We start from the raw sequence: 16,657 nt of genomic DNA, 5'->3' as shown, positions 1-16,657 counted from the left end.
AAGTTAGGATGTCTATATATGAAAAAGTGCTAGAAGATCAATTTGAAAAATTACATCCCATGCTGCAATATCGTTATCTATCGATGGGGAAACGAGTTTTTCGGGGGGAAGGGATAATGAAAACGGTAAAAGGGGGTCCTAAATGGCTTTATCCACTTTTTCGATTCGGTGTAAGATGGAAGCTTCTTATCCCGGAATCAGGAGAAAATATACCGTTTTTAATAAAAAACTCGCCAAGGATAGGAACAAATGGAGAAGAACAAATTCATTGGGAAAGAATATTTCAATTTGAAAATCACTATCGGTACTTTAATGCCTTGATGAAATTAGACTCTAAACTACCTATTATTAATGACTATTTAGGAGAACCACCAAGGTTGTATTCGGACCTGATATTTCATGTCGAAGCTGATGGTGGATTATTAATTCAATCCAACAAACAACGGCTAATAATGGGGAAACTAGAAATTCAGTTGCCAAAAATGCTACAAGGGAAAGCTACTGTACGGGAAGGATATTGTGATGAAAAGGCATTGTATACAATTGATGTTAAAGTGAAAAATCCAATTATAGGACGAGTTTTCTCCTATGAGGGAGTGTTTAAGGAAGATGAGGATACGTGATCTGTTACTTATAAATATACTATTATTATTGATAATCCTGTTATCACAAAGTTCAGGCTGGTATTTAACTTTATTAACGGTAGCGCAACTAATTTTTGTACCGTCGATACTGTACTTGCTTCGCGAGGATTTTAATAAAGTGTTTGGTAGATTTCTACCATATTCAGTTCTTATGTCTTCTATTGCCGTCTTCTTATTATACTTTGTTCATAATCAAATCCTTATTTTTCTGCTTTCTACTATTTATCTATTATTTACTTGCTTACTTGCTATTGGCGGGATAATGCGCTTTGTAAGTAGAGGATTTATTTACTTTGAGGAATTTTTAATTGATATAGGGTTTATCTATTTAGCTATCGGTGGTGCTTGGTTTTTTGCGTATCAAGTAAAGCTGGATGTGGGATTTTCGCCAATGATTACTTGGTTAACGAGTATTCACTTTCATTATTCGGCATTTTTGTTCCCTGTTTTCCTGGGGTTACTTGGTAGAATGATTAATAGGAATAGGTTGTTTATTTTGGCCGGGATGATGATTATTATCTCTCCTTGGATAGTTGCATTTGGAATAACCTTTTCGGTTTTCATAGAAGTATTATCGGTTATTTTATACATTGTTGGCATCTATATTAGTATTTACTTTAGTATAAAAGCTCCCATTAGCAGCAATATCCAACGAGTATTGATTAATCTTTCCTTTGGATCATTGGGCATATCCATTTTGTTTTCATTTATCTATGCATTTGGGAATTTAACTGGTCTATATTCCCTTGGGATTGATCGTATGATAGAATCCCATGGGCTAATCAACGCGGTACTTTTTGCTTTTATTGGGTTAATCGGCTGGTCAATAGATATACCAAATTCAAGAGTAACGAAAACGTTATTCCCGGTAAGTCAAATTAAAGGAAAATGTATTATCGGTGAAAAAATCTTAGAAGATAAAAGAGGCGACTATGTTCATAACGGATTGGTAGACAGGATGGAAAAGTTTTTTACAGTGGAAAGTGATAGTATGGCCAATAATATACAAGATTTCTATGAAAATACCAATGACTATGAACTGTATGCTGAAGTAAAATGGAGTAGATGGTTCCTACCGTTTGCAGCTATATATAAGTTGATAAGTCGGCTCATGAAACAAATTAACTTACCATTAAGTAAAAAGCAAATAGAAATGACTGGACGAATTATCGATGTAGAGGATTCGAAGGATGGTCGAGAGAATGTTCGAGCGTGGATTCGTAAGATAAATAATGAAACCGTTTTTGTTGCTTTGTACTCGGAGCATGAAACATCAGGTGTGCGATATATGAATATAGCGTTACCATTACCAAGAACTACTATGACAGGGATTTTGGCTCTCCAACAGCAGGGGAGTGGGCTTTGTTTAACAAGTAAAAGGTTGTCTAAGTACTCAGATGCTGGTATCTACTTGACCATTGGAAAGAGCAATATGAAGTTACCTTTAGAAGAGCAATTTGACATGAAACAGTTAGATAATGGGTGCTTGCAAGCTTTACATCAAATGTGGATATTTTCCTTGCCTTTCCTAAGAATTAAGTATGATATAAAGAAAAAAGGAAATCTAGTATAGAGAGTATATCCTTCCAAATTTTATCTCTTTAAAGGCAAGGAAATATACACATCTTTTTTGGTGATGTTTAATCCTTTGTCCAACCTGGATATGGTTCTTCGTTATTTGCTAAATCATAAATTTTGTAAGAAACTAAGCTGCTCGTTGAGATACTAGTATATAGTATTGCTACTGAAATTAAAGCAAAGAATAAAACTTTTTTCATTCTTAGTCACCTCCTTTCAAGATAAATCATGAATGTTAACTAACTTTTTATAATAAGTTGCAGATAATTTATACTTTCTATTTTCAAAGTAATAGTCTGCTAAAAGTTTTATATAAGTTGAAGCTTCAAAATGCATTTGTTTTTCACTGAAGAAAGGTATGATGTGATCTATTGTTAAAGACTCAAATGAATCATTAAACCCATTAATTAAATAATGGTAAACTTTAAACTCATAAACATGAATAGAGTCATAGGGGTTAATTTCGTTAGATAAATTAGTCCCAATTTCTAGCCATTTCTTGGTGTTTTCTAAGTCGCCAGTTTTATAATATTCCTTCATTAAACTAGAAATAGGAGTAAGCTTTCTATGAATCGCTGCATTTTTTCTCAACTCATAACTTTTTTTATAATACTTAATTGCTTCATTTGATTTTTCAATAGATGAAAACAATTTACCTAAGTTTTGATAACAAAGTATTAATGTCTCGTTATTTTCAAACCTTTTAGCAAGTTTAATAGCTTGATTGTAATTCGCTTTTGATTGCTCAATATCATTAATTCTTCGGTAAGATATCCCCAATAAAATATGACATTCTGCACATTCTTTTAATTCATAATTATTCTGGTAATATTTCAATGCTTTCTTGGAATACAGTAAACATAAATGGGTCTGCCTATTTTTACTAGCAGCTAGGGCAATTAAGTAATATAGATTATGGGTTTCTTCATCTTGATGGAACAGCTCAGGATTAAGCTGGTTTTCGGCTTTTTGATAGAATGCAAGAGATTTTTTATAAGCAAGCTGCTTATAGTAGTAGTTTCCTGCATATTTATAATAATAGTATTTTTCTATGTCATTGAATTTCTTGGAGCTTTTATGAAGGGAGATGAGAAGTTGTCCTGCTGCTTCCAAATTATTAACTAGAACATAATAGCTGAGCTTATGGATATCTATTAATGAAAGCAGTTGTTTATCGATTCCATTAGGTAAAGCAAAGTTGATTTGATCATATAGTCTGATCGCTTCTTCTTTATGAGAGCGGAGTAAATATAGAAACCATCTAATAATAGTTTGATTTGTAATTTGGTCCTCTAAATCGGCCTGATAAAGATTCAGTTTTTCTCCTAATAGCTGCATTATTTCATTTGTTGGCTCAGCCGTACCATTCTCTATTTTAGATAAATAGGATACAGAAATGATTCCATTCGCTAAATCTGCTTGTGTCATATTTGCTCGTAATCGATTGATTTTAATTGACTTTCCCAAATTAATTCCCATTTTTTCACCTCCACGGCTTTCATTATAATCAAAAAAGAGATAAAATACTATATAATAGTGACAATATTCAACAAAATATGAAAATATATAAAAAACGAGTTAGTTTCGCAGTTTTTTAGGAAACTTTTCCTAAATTTTGCTATTTAAATATAGGTAGAGTGAATTGAATTTAAATAAGAAGTCTTAATGAAAATGATAAAAGGGGTAGAGAAATGGACATGAAATGGACTAGATTGGAAGAATTAATAAAACTTGAACCAAAACTAGAGGGAGCGTTAGTAGGGGTCAGTATTCGTTCGAGAGAAACTGGACAATTATTATATGAGCATATGGGTAATACTCGATTGCACCCAGCATCGAATATGAAACTATTTACTTGTGCAGCAGGATTAGAGGTGTTAGGTGAGAACTATGTTTTTCCAACCGAATTATGGGTGGACGGTGAAATGGTTGGAGGGAGATTAGAGGGTAATTTGTATATTAAAGGTAAAGGGGATCCAACTTTGTTACAAGCTGATTTTGATAAATTAGCTAAGGTATTACCAGGATATGGGATTAAAGAAATAAACGGCAATATCATTGGTGACGATACATGGTATGATGGAGTTCGATTATCTCAGGATCTAAATTGGAATGATGAACATCAATACTATGGTGCCCAAGTATCAGCCCTAACTGTTTCACCAAATGAGGATTATGATTCAGGTACGGTAATGCTGACGATAATACCAGGGGATAATGAAGGAGATAGACCAGAGATTGTATTGAATCCATACACGAAATACATAACTATAATAAACAAGGTAGTTACCGTAGAGATTGGCAGTGAGGAAGAGGCTGATATTACGGTTACACGTGAACACGGGAATAATAAAGTTGTATTGGAAGGGACTATCCCTAAATATTCTGCAACCATAAATAAATGGGTCTCCGTTTGGGAACCTTCAGAGTATGCTTTAGAAATCTTTTCCCGCTCATTGAAACAGGTAGGGATAAGTTATACTGGACTGTTAACACGGGGTGAGACATCGAAAGACGCTAGGCTACTTTTTGTTAGGAATTCTATTCGCTTAAGCGAATTAGCTATACCTTTTATGAAGCTTAGTAATAACGGGCATGGTGAGATTATCATTAAGGAATTAGGAAAGGTAAAAAGAGGAGAGGGCAGTTGGGAAAGTGGTTTAGAAGTGTTAAATAACTATTTAGTTGATATAGGAATAGATACAAGTAAACTAGTAATTCGAGATGGATCTGGAATTTCACACGTTACGTTAATCCCGGCCAATGTCATAACTGATTTGTTATTCCGCATACAGGGTACAAACTGGTTTACTAGTTTCTACCGATCTCTGCCGGTTGCAGGTGATGGTGACCGAATGATAGGTGGGACATTACATGATAGAATGTATGGGTTACCAGTTGTTGCAAAAACAGGAACAATTATGGGGGTCAGTACCCTATCAGGCTATTTGACGACTCGTGAAGGGGAAGAATTGATTTTCTCTATTATGCTGAATAATCTTCTTGATGAAGAAGATGGGCCACAAATTATTGACCGTTTAGTAGAATTTATTATCACGGAAAAAAGCAAAACAATTCGCTCTTCTTGATTGTTTTGCTTTTCTTTACTTCCATTTATAAGTAGGAATTTAGAGCTTTAGTGTACTTTTCATACCAATATTCCCATTGTTCTTTTCGAGCATTAATTCGTTCATTGTCTAAGATTGATTGGATAACATTTAAACATACATGCCATCCAGCAATGTCTTTCGCAGTATGCTCTGTAATTTCTGTAATTCTTTCAATTAGTACTAAATTACACCCATTAGGCTCTTCTAACAGTTCAAACCGAACGAAATTATCATCCCAAGTAAATTCTAGTATCTCATACTCCTCGAAGTCGATTATATCTATTCGTTGAAATGTTCCATTCCCCAAATCAAAGTGCAAATATCCACCTTTTCCCAGCTTAATAACTCGTAACTCATCAAACCAAAGAGCTAACCGTTCATTGTTGGTAAGCATTTCCCATACATCCATCTTTGATTGTTTTAAGTGGCGCTGAAATGTTACCAATAATTCATTGGATTGTTTCTCAATAGTAGCTAACATATTAATTACTCCTTTCCTTAAACTATTTTCTACAAGTATACCCTTTATTTGCAAAAAAGTGAGTGTTCGATATTCTATTTTCTCTGTTAACATTTCCTCTATTTATTAGTATAATAGATTCACCCATCTTTTATCCTCCTAATATTTATTAGATTCCCTTCCCATATGCTTCAATACTGAAAGTAGGTGTAAGTTTGAAATTAATTCTCGCAGAAAAACCCTCCGTAGCAAAGAATATAGCCGATGCTCTAGGGATTAAAGGTAAAAGAGACGGCTACTATGAAGGTAATGATTATATTATTACTTGGGCTTTTGGTCATTTATTACAGCTCTATGATGCCAAAGACTATGACAGTAAAATGGCTAGATGGAAAATGGAACATTTCCCGTTTATCCCGACTAAGTTTGAGTACAAAATAAAGAGCAATCCAAAAAATAGACAATGGGCAGATCAAGGGGCAAAGAAGCAATTAGCTATCATTCATCAATTGATGAAAAGAACAGATGTAGTGGAAATTATATCCGCATGTGATTTTGATCGAGAAGGGCAATTGATTGGAGATAGTATTATTTACCGAGCTCGATTAAATAAGCCTGTATCCCGATTATTACTAAATGAATGGACGAAGGATGAGGTCTTAAGTGGCCTTGAATCACTACAACCAAATGATGAATTACGTCCTCTACAAGATGCAGGAGTTAGTAGACAATGGGCAGATTGGTTGATTGGAATTAACTTAACCTCTGTTGCAACGCTGAAATATCAAAAAGGAAGAGGAAAGGCACTTAATATAGGTCGTGTCTTACTACCTACCTTAAAGATTATTTATGATCGTGATAAAGAAATAGAGAACTTTGTCCCTGAAGATTATTTTAAATTAGTAGCAACATTTAAAACGAATAATAATGAAATGTACGAGGGTACATATGTAGAGGAATCAGGAGAGAAGTTTAAGCAAAAGGAAGCACTTGAAATTGTAAATCAACAAATCCAACAAAAAGAAGCGGTTATTACTCACAAAAAGGTAGAAAAGAAAAAAGAATTTCCACCTTTTCTATTTAATCTGTCTAACTTGCAAGGATATATTACGAGTAAATATAAGGGATGGACTTCAGATAAAGTATTAAAAGTTGCTCAGTCCTTGTATGAGAAGAAATTTATTACGTATCCGAGAACATCTAGTACAGCATTAGAGGAAAGTTTAGTCGGTAAAACTGCTAGAGTTCTCAGTACACTAGCAGAAGAGCTGCCTTATAAAGATGAAATTAAATTTATGAAAACAAAACGGGTGTTTAATAATGCCAAGGTGGAAAGCCATAGCGCGATAATTCCGACATATATGAAACCAAAGCGGTTAACAGCAGATGAACAAATTATATATACTGCTATTAAGAATCGTTTTATTATGCAGTTTATGCCTATTGCAGTGTACGAAGAAACGAGGTTAATTACGAAGATTAAGGATGTCGAGTTAAACGGGATCTTTGAATCTAAAGGGAAAGTTCAGCTTGAAGAGGGCTGGAAAAAGGTAGAGAACATTAATTCGAAAGATAAGCTGCTACCATTTGTTGAGAAAGGTGAATGGGTGGAGGTAGCTGAATCCGATTTGACAACTCATGTTACGAAACCACCTAAGCCTCATACAGAAAAAACGCTTCTACGTGTGATGGAAACTTGTGGTAAAGGTTATGATGAGGACGACGAAGAAATAGTTGGTAGTATTTTAACCGGTTTTAGCATAGGTACCCCTGCTACAAGAGCAGAAACGATAAAAAAACTAAAAGATGTAGGCTATATTTCCACACAAGGTAAAAATCTTATCAGTACAGATCTTGGGAGGAAATTGGTAGAAACGCTACCAGTAAAGTCATTGTTTGACCTTGAATTTACGGGAAGACTAGAAAAGACACTTTCTGACATTCAAAAGGGCATTGTTCCTAAAAAAGCTTTCCTTGAAACGATTTATAAATTTACGACAGAATCAGTTGAAATAATTAAGGCAGATCAAGAAGTCACCATTCATGAGGTGAAAAGCAATGCAGCTAAACCTAGTCATGATATACTTGGAATTTGCCCGAATTGCGGCGGCAACATTATCGAAGGTAGGAAAGGCTTTGGGTGTAGTAATTGGAAAAAAGGATGTAAGTTTGTCATATGGAAAAACGATAAATACTTACAGGCATTAAGAAAAAAACCTACCAAGACAATGGTAAAAAATATCCTAAAGAATAAAAAAGCTTATGTTAAAGGATTAACGAGTAAAAAGGGGAAGAAATTTAATGCTTATTTGAGCTATGAAAAAAATCCAGACGAAGATTATTACGCTTGGAAAATGGAGTTTGAAAAGTAAAAAGTGTTGAGGACATAAGGGCTAATAATAAGGAAGAATTTGAACCACCTATACTGGTTCGGATTCTTCCTTATAACATTTTTACTTAAGTCCTAGCCTCTTTATTTTATTATGAGGAAGTATTTCTACCTCTTACGTATCTCTTATTCATTAGATAATTTTAGCATGTCAAATAACTTAAATAGTATGCTTAATAGAATTCCAACTATAGTAGCCAATCCCATTCCGGAAAGTCCGACTTGACCGATTTGAATCGTGGCACCACTAATACCGATAACTAAAATTACACAAGTTAGAATTAAGTTTTGGGATTTACTATAATCTACTTTTGCTTCTACTAACATTCGAATCCCACTTGCGGCAATAATACCGAATAATAGTAGAGAAATTCCACCAAGAACAGCCCCTGGAATAGAGGAGATAAGTGCAGCTAATTTTCCTACAAAGGAAAGTAAGATAGCAATTACTGCTGCTCCGCCAATTATCCAAGTTGAATACACTCTAGTAATTGCTAGTACACCAATGTTTTCCCCGTATGTTGTGTTTGGAGTAGAGCCTACAAAACTGGATAAAATCGTAGATACACCATTTCCGATGAATGAGCGATCCAGACCAGGATTTTTAGCTAAATCTTTCTGAACAATATTAGATGTTACGAATAAATGCCCAATATGTTCCGGAATTAATACAAGCGCTGCAGGTATAATAATTAATATGGCAGACCAATCAAATTGCATCGTATAAAACTCTGGCATCGCAATCCAAGGAGCGTTTTTTACTGGTTCTAGATCAACCAATCCAAAGAAGAAAGCAATAATGTATCCAGCTATAAATCCAATTAGTATCGGAATAATCTTAAAGAAACCTCGGAAAGTTACCCAACCAATTACTGTAATTCCTAAAGTTAATAAAGAAACAATAATTGTTGTCGGATTTAGGTTCTCCCCAATTAATCCAGCATCTGCTGCTGCAACTGGTACTAATTCTAGTCCAATAACGGATACTATTGCTCCCATAGCTGCTGGTGGAAATAAAACATCAATCCATTTGGTACCTGCGACCTTTACAAGTAAACCTACTAAGGTTAGGATGATTCCAACAGCTAAGAACCCACCAAGTGCATACCCATAACCGAATTGGCTAATTACAATCCCGACAGGAGCTAAAAATGCAAAGCTCGAACCTAAATATGCTGGAATTTTTCCTTTTGTGATAAAAATGTATAACAATGTTCCTATACCATTCATTAGTAGAATAGTAGCAGGATTAACCTCGAAAAGGATTGGTACTAATACAGTCGATCCAAACATAGCGAATAAATGCTGAAAGCTTAACGGTAGACTTTGAAAGAAAGGTAGCCGTTGATCAACTTGAATTTCATCGAATTTTGCCATATAGAATCTCTCCCTTGTTTCATTAGCTCTACAGTTACCAGGTAAGAGATAAAAAGAAAAGCACCTTGGCCGGATTAGGCTAAGGTGCTTTTATGCATAAGAATATAGAAATGGGTATACCATTTCTACTATTATGAAAGACAGCTAAACTGTCTTTACACCTTGCCAGTCTCACAGGACTGAATTAAAGGTAACCGTATGAACTTAACTAGATATTACACAATAATGTACGGATAGTCAATCTATTTTTCATATGTATATTTCTTCTCCTAGTTGAAAAAATATCCATATGAGACACTTTACCTTTTTATTCATAATTGTATTTTGTTTAATTGTTCCTGTTAAAATTAGTGCGGAACATATGGTGACGGTGAAGCTTGTAAACTATATAGGGAATACTGATGAACTAATCATTAAAGTAGAAGGGGACTTTTTTACGTTAGATCCTACATTAAAACTACAAGAAGGGGTGAACTATACACTACAGTCTAGGAAGGGGGAGTTATTTTTAAAACAAAAAGGGGAAAAAGAGCAAAAGATAGGAGGGGGATTTATCCTCGTTCCACAGACCTATGATATGGATCATATTGTATATATTAATGATAGACCGTATCTTGGTGCAATGGAGTTTTTAATTGAGGATAAAAAGAATATACGTCCAGTTAATCAATTACCATTAGAAGATTACTTAAAAGGGGTTGTCCCGTTTGAAGTATTTTCATCTTGGGGACTTGAAACGCTAAAGGCGCAAACCTTAGCTGCTAGAACCTATGCTGTTTCGAAAATGGAACAAGTAATTGACGATACAATTCGTTATCAAGTATATGGTGGCTACGAATGGGATACGAGTACAACACAGGCTGTTGAAGAGACCGAGGGAGAAGTTGTTACTTATGATAATCGATTAATCGAAACGTTTTATTCTGCTAGTAATGGTGGGAAAACAGAAAACAATGCTAACGTATGGGGTGGCGATTCTATGCGCTATTTTCCAATTAAGGATGATCCATACGATCCTACCCATCCATGGGAGTTTACAATACACAAAACGCAAATTGCTTATGACGCAATCGATTTTTCGAATCCAGCATGGTGGGATACAACGGTTGAAAAAGATGCAGAAATTTCTAATTCCCTCAAAAGCTGGCTAAACCGTAATGGTTATCCTGGTAAGATAAAAATCCTAGAGATTGATCAGTTTGAACTAAATGGTGATAAACTTGCTTCTGGTAGAAGCGTTACTGGATCGATTAGTGTAATCTTCATGCGGCAATTGCTTGAAGGATTAATCTTGTTTGAACAGATGAGTTTAAAAGATGTTAATCTTAATCAAATTCGTCCTATGATAGGAGGAACTGTGTTTAAGAGCTATTTGATTGATTCCCTTGAGCAACATAAGTCCGCCTATACAATGAAAGGTAGAGGATTTGGCCATGGTGTTGGAATGAGCCAATGGGGGGCTCATTTCATGGGAGAACAAGGAAAAACGTATCGAGAAATTATCGAGTTCTATTACCCGGGAACGACCATTTTGGATATTTCTTCAGCGGAATTGAAAATCGGTTCTTGAGTCTGGTTAGTTGAATGATTAATGGAAATATAAAAATATATTAGTAGTGTATTAACATAGCTAATTTAAGTATTTTAACAATGTTAACATAATCGATTATTTATTTTTGACATAAAGATTAATATCATATTCTCTTTTCATCATTTCTTTAATAGCAGCACATTTATCTTGTAGGTTTAAGTTTTTAGAATCGTTCAGGTGATCAATTACTTCAGAACGTACTTTATTTAATTTTTCTTTCTCTTTTTTTAACTTTTTTTGATAGAAGTTATAATAAGCCAATGATATCGATAGTAATCCAATCATGAATAAGTAAAATGGATTGGAGAGAATACTAGCAAATGTTCTAAAAGGATCAGCGACATAGGTAAAGTCTGAAAGGTAGAGCATCATAAATAGGAACAATAAAAGTATAAGAGCACCTATAAGAGAGGTGTTTCGTAATGTTTCATAACGATTCTTCTTTTTCTTCTTCTTAATCGCTTCTTTAAGCAAATTTATGGTATCAGCAGAAAGATCATGAAATGTTTCAAGTGGCATGTACCTATCCCCCCTATCCCATATATATGCTAGTCTAACAAAAAATAACCATCTTTTATGAAGTTAGTAAAGCTATGGATATAATTGGCACTTTATACATAATACTATGTATGTCTTATTGGATAGAACATAGCTAAATTAAAGAAAAGGGTGAATACATATGCAAGCGAAACCAAGAATTGTAGTCCTAGGTGCAGGATATGCGGGAATGATGACAACAAAGAAGTTACTAAAGAATTTATCTCCTGAAGAAGCAGAGATTGTATTAGTTAATAAACATAATTATCATTATCAAACCACTTGGCTGCATGAACTGGCAGCGGGTACCATCAATCCTAATCAAGTGCGTATCATGATTCGTGATATTATTAGTCCAAATCGAGTTCGGTTAATTTATGATACGGTAGTGGAAATAGATAAGGGCAATCAAAGAGTCCTGATGGAAAATAGTGAACTAACCTATGACTATTTAGTTGTCGCATTAGGATATGAATCTAACACATTTGGCATAAATGGGATGGACAAACATGCCTTCTTTATTGAGAATTTTGAATCCTGTCAATTAATTCGAGAGCATATTGAATATCAATTTGCAAGATACCATAGTGATCCGACGATGGATGAAGCTAGTCTTGCGATATTAGTAGGTGGAGGCGGGTATACTGGAATAGAATTTGTAGGGGAGCTTGTGGAGAAGATCCCTAAGCTTTGTAAAAAATATGACATTGATCGGGGTAAAGTAAAAATAATCAATGTGGAAGCGGCACCTACTATCTTACCGGGATTTGATCATGATTTAGTAGCATATGCTAAAAAGTCATTACAAGAACGTGGTGCGGAAATAATAGAAGGAACCAAAATTAACGAATGTACTGCAGAAGGATTTATTGTAGGCGAAAATAACGAACTGATTAAAGCTGGAACCATTGTATGGACTGGTGGTGTAAAAGGAAATTCCATCTTAGATAAGTCTGGCTTTGAACTAACGAAAGGGAAAGTAACTGTAAATGGCGATTTGCGTGCACCAGGATATGATAACATTTTTATTCTTGGAGATTGTGCTTGGGTAATGAATAAAGCAGAAAATCGCCCGTATCCGCCTACAGCACAAGCTGCCATGCAGCATGCAACAACTTGTGCTCAAAATATCAGAGCTTTAATGTATCACGAGCCTTTGGAGGAATTTGTATTTAGTGATAAAGGGACCGTTGCAAGTTTAGGTGTAACAGATGCCGTTGGGTCCATACTAAATGGGACAAAATTATATGGTAAATCGGCTGCAACAATGAAAAAAGTTGTGGATGATCGATATTTATTTTTACTTGGTGGACCAAAGTTATTATTGAAAAAAGGAAAATTTCGTCCGTTCTAATTCTTTAAAAAGAGGTGTGTGGCATGCGAAAAATAGGAAAATGGTTAGTGGTTGGCATTGCAACAATGATTGGCTATATCGTTACTAGTCGAAAAATGGAAGATAATCGAGACTTTAGATAAACGCATCCACCTTACTATTAGACAGTAGGGTGGTTTTTTATACATGAAATAGCAAGTATATCGAATAATAGGAAATAGGAGGTGACACGGTGAAAAGAGTCCTTTTATTAGGGGTTGTCTTTATTATGGTTCTTACCGATAGTATCTCAGCCAATAATCTAATTATTTCCGATATAGATGTGAAAGAGAAAATTATTCGTGATGATTTCACCTATCGTTACATTGATTCCATATTTATGAATACGGATAAATTATATGCCTTAATGGATCGTTTGGAAGAACAGGTTTATGTACCTCCAATTAATGCTTCATTAGATGATTCTTGGACTATTGTTCCAGAGAAACATGGGTATACGCTAGATCGGGAAGGATTTATTCGTTTTTTTTATCAATTCTTCTATAGCGATGTATCGTTTGAAATGAAGGTACCGAAACGAAAGATTTATCCAAAGGTGGATAGTGAATTATTATCCGATATTCGTTCTAAAGAAATTGGAAATTATATAACGTATTATCGAAAAAGTAACAAAGAACGTTCACACAATATTTATTTAGCAGCTGAAGCAATAAATAATACTGTTGTATTTCCTGGCGAAGAGTTTTCATTTAACAAGGTGGTTGGTAAGCGTACTGTAGAAAAAGGTTACAAACGTGCACCGGTAATTGTTAGAGGAGAATTATCGGAAGACATTGGTGGAGGGATCTGTCAAGTATCGTCCACTTTATTTAATGCTGTAAATCTAGAAGGTATCCGAATTGTAGAAAGGTATTCCCATAGTCGGAAGGTTCCATATGTTCCACCAGGAAAAGATGCAACCGTAAGTTGGTGGGGGCCGGATTTTATATTTAAAAATGAGTATAGTCACCCAATATTAATACGGGCAAAAGCTATAGATGGTAAAATGGTAATTCGAATCTTTTCATCAGAAGAGGTTAAAATTAATTAAAGGGACTGTCCTCCGATTATTGGAGAGACAATCCCTTAATTTAATTAAGCTTGTTTGTGTGCTTCAATCTCAATATTAATTTTAACTTCTTCTCCTACAAGAACTCCACCAGTTTCTAGGGCGGCATTCCAAACTAAATCAAAATCTTTTCGGTTTATTTTTGTAGATCCACTGAATCCCGCTACTTCATTTCCCCATGGATCCTTATGAACTCCTTCCATTTCAACCTCAAAGGTTACTGGCTTCGTAACACCACGTATGGATAGGTCACCTGTGACATTATATTCATCATCCGATTTTTTCTTAATATCTGTAGCAACAAATGTCATCTTAGGATGATTTTCAATATCAAAGAAATCATTGGAGCGAAGATGATTGTCTCGATCTTCATTACGTGTATCAATACTATTCAAATTTACTGTAAATTCGATTTTAGCATCGGTTAAATCTGTAGGGTCTGCTTCTACTGTGGCCTCAAAGTCGGTAAAAGCTCCTTTTACTTTTGAAATCATCATGTGCTTAACTGAAAATTCTAATGTACTATGGCTTTTGTCAACATTCCACACTGCTTTTGTCATGTTTATTTCCCCTCCGATAATAATATTTAATCCATTACTTACTTTACGTAACTTATTATAGCTGTATAAACATTCAAAGTCAATATACTTTAATTAAAATATTATTAATTAAAGATAAATTTATGTAAAAAAATCTTCCTTTTGCCTCCTTTTTTCAAACTCCTTCGATTTTAGAAGTAGAAATACATTAGTAACGTTAATCGCCGTGACGAATTAACGGACAGATGAAAATAATAAAGTAAGCTAACGAAGGGAGGTATGAACGAATGGATAAAGGCACAGTAATTCGAACTGTATTATTGTTTGTTGCATTAATTAATCAGCTTCTTGTTATTTTTGGCAAGTCGCCTCTTCCAATTGATAGTGAGACATTAGAGCTTGTTATTTCTTCACTTTTTACTACAATTACTGCACTAAATACATGGTTTAAAAATAATTATATAACAAAGAAAGGGCTACAGCAGAGGGATGTATTACGAGAAAAAGGATTGATCAACGCAAAGGAGAGGAAATTTAAATGGCAAAACCGATCTTAATTATTGACCCAGGACATGGGGGAGTCGATCCAGGTGGAGGGACTAATCGCTATTGGAAGGAAAAAGATCTAACATTGAAAATTTCTTTATATCAATATAATCGCTATAAGGAATTGGGTGTACCTGTGGCGATTACAAGAACCATTGATAAAACATTGGATCCTGATGAAAGAACAAGGATTGTTCGAAATAGTGGAGTAAAATATTGTCACTCTAATCATATAAATGCGGGGGGAGGAGATGGTGCTGAGGTCATTCATTCGATTTATGATGGGAAGGAAATGGCCGAGCAAATCGCACAGGAATTAAAGAGAGAAGGGCAAAATATTCGGCGTGTTTTCACGAGAACATTGCCAGGTAACACAAGTAAAGATTATTACTTTATCATTCGAGAGACTGGGATAGTTATTACTAATATTATTGAATATGGATTTGCGGATTCACCAGGAGATGATATTGAACAACTACGGAATAATCATTTAGCTTATGCTGAAGCAGTTGTTAGGGCTTTCTGTCAATATGTAGGATTTACGTATAGAAAGCCTAAAGACGAGATAGATCATGTTACTACTCCCATTTTCTCTCCTCCTACTGAGAAAAATAATTCACTAGGACCTGGTACGACCGATAAATCAAGAGAGAGAATTGGCAATTATATTCACCTTCCAGCTTCAGAAAATTCTTGGCGAGTATACCCATTAAATGCTGCTCCTGTAAAAGGGAATGAGGTAGGATTTTTAAATCCTGCAAAATTCGGTGGACTAACCTATAAAATTTTAGATATACCACAAGAACATGTTTACACGATTGAAACAAATGATTTTGGAAAAGTAAAGATATACGGTCATCCAAGTACAGGTGCCAGTATAAAGCCAACCAACGGACGAACTAGAATATATTTACAGCTAGATAATAACACAAATACCTCCACCCATAAGCACCTGCACTTACCATCAAGTATAAATTCCTGGCGAGTCTATCCATTAGAGGTATCCCCAGTAAAAGGGAATGAGGTTGGATTTTTAAATCCCGAGAAATTCGGTGGTTTAACGTATGAAATACTAGGAAGCACACAAGCTCATGTATATATTATTGAAACAAGGGATTTTGGAAGAGTGCAAATTTATGCACACCCAAATACTGGTGCCACCATTTCCAATCGATAATAAATAATGCTTTATCAGGAGAAATAGTCATCTCAAAAGGAAGTATTATAATCGGCTCTGGAAATATATCTGGAATTGGTGTTCAGGTAAGGGGTGGGGAGAACCTCGTAAACTATTTGCGAATAATGATTACCAAATCTAGTATGATTCACCATAATATTTCTGGAGCAGGATATCCTTTACAAAATTATTAGGTTTTTATTTCATACAATTTATTTCTATTATAAAATATTTCGGTTTCCAAAATATTTCTAGTGAAAAATGATGA

15 protein-coding genes are annotated in these 16,657 nt (G+C 34.7%); 9 read left to right on the top strand and 6 right to left on the bottom strand.

Features of this window, described 5'->3' with window-relative positions:
* Positions 1-8 precede the first annotated feature (8 nt).
* Positions 9-623, top strand: coding sequence for a DUF4166 domain-containing protein (locus KGF86_RS08505; protein ID WP_211741572.1), 615 nt, complete (start codon positions 9-11; stop codon positions 621-623).
* Entirely contained in the window at positions 610-2,217 is a 1,608-nt protein-coding gene (locus KGF86_RS08500) for a YndJ family protein (protein WP_211741571.1), read from the top strand. Before KGF86_RS08505 ends, KGF86_RS08500 begins: the two co-directional genes overlap by 14 nt.
* 67 nt (positions 2,218-2,284) lie before the next feature.
* Here the strand turns inward: KGF86_RS08500 and KGF86_RS08495 are convergent, their stop codons facing one another.
* Both KGF86_RS08495 and KGF86_RS08490 read right to left on the bottom strand, forming a co-directional pair.
* On the bottom strand, positions 2,285-2,422 hold the full coding sequence (locus KGF86_RS08495) for a hypothetical protein (RefSeq protein WP_186870145.1): 138 nt from the start codon (positions 2,420-2,422) through the stop codon (positions 2,285-2,287).
* A gap of 16 nt (positions 2,423-2,438) precedes the next feature.
* Positions 2,439-3,701, bottom strand: a complete 1,263-nt coding sequence (locus KGF86_RS08490) for a helix-turn-helix domain-containing protein (RefSeq protein ID WP_186870146.1) — start codon at positions 3,699-3,701, stop codon at positions 2,439-2,441.
* Between the two features lie 212 nt (positions 3,702-3,913).
* On the opposite strand from KGF86_RS08490, the gene dacB reads away from it, so the two are divergent.
* A complete protein-coding gene (gene dacB / locus KGF86_RS08485) occupies positions 3,914-5,311 on the top strand; it encodes a D-alanyl-D-alanine carboxypeptidase/D-alanyl-D-alanine endopeptidase (RefSeq protein WP_246521367.1) in 1,398 nt (465 codons plus the stop codon).
* A gap of 25 nt (positions 5,312-5,336) precedes the next feature.
* Here dacB and KGF86_RS08480 read toward each other — a convergent pair whose 3' ends face one another.
* The gene (locus KGF86_RS08480) at positions 5,337-5,813 is read right to left on the bottom strand and encodes an SRPBCC family protein (protein WP_211741570.1); all 477 of its coding nucleotides are present in this window, start codon (positions 5,811-5,813) and stop codon (positions 5,337-5,339) included.
* A gap of 194 nt (positions 5,814-6,007) precedes the next feature.
* On the opposite strand from KGF86_RS08480, the gene KGF86_RS08475 reads away from it, so the two are divergent.
* On the top strand, positions 6,008-8,164 hold the full coding sequence (locus KGF86_RS08475; protein ID WP_211741569.1) for a type IA DNA topoisomerase: 2,157 nt from the start codon (positions 6,008-6,010) through the stop codon (positions 8,162-8,164).
* A gap of 143 nt (positions 8,165-8,307) precedes the next feature.
* Here the strand turns inward: KGF86_RS08475 and uraA are convergent, their stop codons facing one another.
* The gene (gene uraA, locus KGF86_RS08470) at positions 8,308-9,558 is read right to left on the bottom strand and encodes a uracil permease (RefSeq protein ID WP_186870149.1); all 1,251 of its coding nucleotides are present in this window, start codon (positions 9,556-9,558) and stop codon (positions 8,308-8,310) included.
* A gap of 289 nt (positions 9,559-9,847) precedes the next feature.
* On the opposite strand from uraA, the gene KGF86_RS08465 reads away from it, so the two are divergent.
* A complete protein-coding gene (locus KGF86_RS08465) occupies positions 9,848-11,128 on the top strand; it encodes a SpoIID/LytB domain-containing protein (RefSeq protein ID WP_211741568.1) in 1,281 nt (426 codons plus the stop codon).
* A 96-nt stretch (positions 11,129-11,224) separates the two neighbouring features.
* Here the strand turns inward: KGF86_RS08465 and KGF86_RS08460 are convergent, their stop codons facing one another.
* Entirely contained in the window at positions 11,225-11,668 is a 444-nt protein-coding gene (locus tag KGF86_RS08460) for a DUF2663 family protein (protein WP_186870151.1), read from the bottom strand.
* A gap of 160 nt (positions 11,669-11,828) precedes the next feature.
* Here KGF86_RS08460 and KGF86_RS08455 point away from each other — a divergent pair, with 160 nt between their 5' ends.
* Together KGF86_RS08455 and KGF86_RS08450 are read left to right on the top strand one after the other, a co-directional pair.
* Positions 11,829-13,040, top strand: a complete 1,212-nt coding sequence (locus KGF86_RS08455; RefSeq protein ID WP_186870152.1) for an NAD(P)/FAD-dependent oxidoreductase — start codon at positions 11,829-11,831, stop codon at positions 13,038-13,040.
* Positions 13,041-13,251: 211 nt separating this feature from the next.
* On the top strand, positions 13,252-14,109 hold the full coding sequence (locus tag KGF86_RS08450) for a VanW family protein (protein ID WP_343221437.1): 858 nt from the start codon (positions 13,252-13,254) through the stop codon (positions 14,107-14,109).
* A 44-nt stretch (positions 14,110-14,153) separates the two neighbouring features.
* On the opposite strand, the gene KGF86_RS08445 is transcribed toward KGF86_RS08450, so the two are convergent.
* Positions 14,154-14,687, bottom strand: a complete 534-nt coding sequence (locus KGF86_RS08445) for a YceI family protein (RefSeq protein ID WP_211741567.1) — start codon at positions 14,685-14,687, stop codon at positions 14,154-14,156.
* Positions 14,688-14,953: 266 nt separating this feature from the next.
* Between KGF86_RS08445 and KGF86_RS08440 the strand changes: the two genes are divergently transcribed.
* Both KGF86_RS08440 and KGF86_RS19275 read left to right on the top strand, forming a co-directional pair.
* Positions 14,954-15,223, top strand: coding sequence for a phage holin (locus tag KGF86_RS08440; RefSeq protein ID WP_186868495.1), 270 nt, complete (start codon positions 14,954-14,956; stop codon positions 15,221-15,223).
* Positions 15,205-16,389 carry an N-acetylmuramoyl-L-alanine amidase family protein gene (locus KGF86_RS19275; protein WP_246521365.1) on the top strand — a complete coding sequence of 395 codons (1,185 nt, stop codon included), beginning with the start codon at positions 15,205-15,207 and terminating at the stop codon, positions 16,387-16,389. Before KGF86_RS08440 ends, KGF86_RS19275 begins: the two co-directional genes overlap by 19 nt.
* Positions 16,390-16,657: the final 268 nt, after the last annotated feature.

This window comes from Ornithinibacillus massiliensis (assembly GCF_018310345.1).
Classification (GTDB): domain Bacteria; phylum Bacillota; class Bacilli; order Bacillales; family Amphibacillaceae; genus Ornithinibacillus; species Ornithinibacillus massiliensis.
Note: the sequence above shows the minus strand (reverse complement) of the source record. Positions and strands in the feature narration are given on the sequence as shown.